The 2,460-nt window shown below is 35.9% G+C and carries 3 protein-coding genes; all 3 read left to right on the top strand.

From position 1 onward, the window contains the following. Window positions 1-91: hypothetical protein (locus AC1DJR_RS26345; protein WP_477003895.1), on the top strand; the 91-nt coding region annotated here is incomplete at its 5' end. Between the two features lie 492 nt (window positions 92-583). After that, window positions 584-1,489, top strand: a complete 906-nt coding sequence (locus AC1DJR_RS26340; RefSeq protein ID WP_002010051.1) for a diacylglycerol kinase — start codon at window positions 584-586, stop codon at window positions 1,487-1,489. A gap of 194 nt (window positions 1,490-1,683) precedes the next feature. Continuing rightward, the gene (locus AC1DJR_RS26335; protein WP_477003894.1) at window positions 1,684-2,430 is read left to right on the top strand and encodes an HAD family hydrolase; all 747 of its coding nucleotides are present in this window, start codon (window positions 1,684-1,686) and stop codon (window positions 2,428-2,430) included. Window positions 2,431-2,460 lie beyond the last annotated feature (30 nt).

Genomic DNA, 2,460 nt, shown 5'->3' with positions numbered 1-2,460 from the left:
CTTAGTTGGTCAAATTATGAAAGCTACAAAAGGACAAGCAAATCCACCGCTTGTTAATAAAATCTTACTTGAAGAGATTAATAAGCGCTAAAAAAAGAGAAGAATTCTTATTTTTGAACGCTAAAATAGTATAGATTCTTAAAGATTAAACAGAAAAAACACCCGTATTTGGGTGTTTTTTCTGAGTTAATCAAACGTTTGTTTAAATGGTGAAAAATAATTTAAACAAACGTTTGATTAACTGTCAAAAGTGAAAAAATGTTTGTATAGCAACTATGGTATGATAGTTGCAAAAAGGTGGGAATAATGATAAATCTAGACATAGAGAGTTTTTTCATCTCATGAAATAATAGATAATTATTATTCATTATATGTAAATTGATGTGAGAGAATGGATAGACATAAAGCAAAACTATCAGGAGTGAATAGTTACTTTTGATGGGCTACACGAATCGGGTTCTTACTGCCTGTTTGAGCGGAATTAAAGAAGGATAGGAAGATGAGAGGAGGTAAGCATAGGGATACTGAATAAGGGTTCGGTGTATTCGTTTTTCAATGAATAAGGAATTTCCTGTGCTAATAAATGATGAAGCGAGCAAGAATTATTTATAATCCTACTTCTGGGCGCGAGCTATTTAAGAAGAGCTTACCAGAAGTATTACAAAAATTAGAACAAGCTGGATATGAAGCGTCTTGTCATGCGACAACTGGTCCTGGAGATGCGACTGTGGCAGCGAGGCAAGCTGCGGATCGTAAGTTTGATGTTGTTATCGCAGCTGGTGGTGATGGTACGTTAAATGAAGTAGTGAACGGTTTAGTAGGACATGAGCATCGTCCAAAGTTTGGAATTATTCCAGTTGGAACGACAAATGATTTTGCGCGTGCGATCGGTGTACCTCGTGTTATTGAAGAGGCTGCGGATATTATTTGTGAAGGAACAACGGTACCGTTAGATCTTGGTAGAGCAAATGATACATATTTCATTAATATCGCTGGTGGCGGCCGTATTACAGAATTAACATATGAAGTACCAAGCAAGCTAAAAACGGTATTAGGCCAACTCGCTTACTATTTAAAAGGAATCGAAATGTTACCATCATTACATCCAACATATGTTGAAATTGAGTATGATGGGAARYTGCTACAAGAAGAAATTACGATGTTTTTAATTACGAATACTCGTTCAGTTGGTGGATTCGAAAAAGTAGCACCATATGCATCTATTAACGATGGATTATTTGATTTATTAGTACTGAAAAAAGGTTCTATCGCTGATTTAATTAAAGCAGCAACACAAGCGCAGCGTGGGGAACATATTAACAATCCGAAAGTACTATATACACAAGCGAATCGTATTAAAGTGCATTCACCTGATAAATTAATGATCAACTTAGATGGTGAATATGGCGGAGATGCACCAATGGAATTTGAAAATATATATCATTGTCTGGAACTATTTGTTCCTGAACATCAAGAGGATGCCCTGTAAAGGCATCTTTTTTTTGCTTTCCCCTCACTATTTGCGAGCAATAAGATTCCCCCACTGATTAAAGTTTCTCTATGTGCAGATGAATTGTAAATTGTAAGTTAGTTTGATTTTTATGGTATTTTTACAATTCGTTTATTTTATATCCATATTTTATTGATACACTGGAAGAGATAAGAAATGAGAGGTAGGATGCTATGGAGAAGGTAAAAGCAATACTATTTGATAAAGATGGGACATTAATGGATTTTCATTCAATTTGGATAAAAGTAGCTGAAGAGCTTGTCGCTGAATGTATAAAATTATATCAACTCCCACAGTCAATGCAGCAGGCTTTATTAAAAGARATYGGTGTRGATGGGGCATTTGTTCATCCKCGTAGTGCRMTMGCTGCTGGAACRAGYCTTGATGTTGCAAAGGGGCTTTGTAAGTATATTACGTCATCTAAGGAAGAGGAGATGCATGAGTGGGTAAGTGAAAAGTTGTTTGCTCTTATGTACGAGCATCGTTCACATATGAGAATGACGGCAGATTTACCGAAAGTTTTACAAGCGTTAAAGGATAGAGGGTTTATTCTAGGTGTCGTTACAGCTGATGATTTCGCGCCGACAGAATTATTTTTAAAGCAATATCAATTGGAAGCTTTTTTTGATTGTGTTATAGCTTCAGATACATTTCCAGCACAGAAGCCAGATAAAAAAATTGTAGAATCGTTTTGTGAGAGATTTAATTTAGAGACATGTGAAGTAGCAGTCATCGGGGATACACCGACGGATTTATATTTAGCGAAAAATGGTGGCGACTGTTATGCGATTGGCGTACTATCTGGTACGGGTGATCGTCAAACGCTAGAACCACTTGCAGATTTAGTATTACAATCTGTTGAAGATTTAATTTCTCATTCAGGTGAGTTTATTTGGGAACAAGGAAAGTCTAATGTATAAATGAATAAGTCTATAAGGACTCTATATGAG

The sequence above is a fragment of the Bacillus sp. 05T31 genome (genome assembly GCF_056396725.1).
This window is presented reverse-complemented; position numbering and strand designations above follow the sequence as displayed.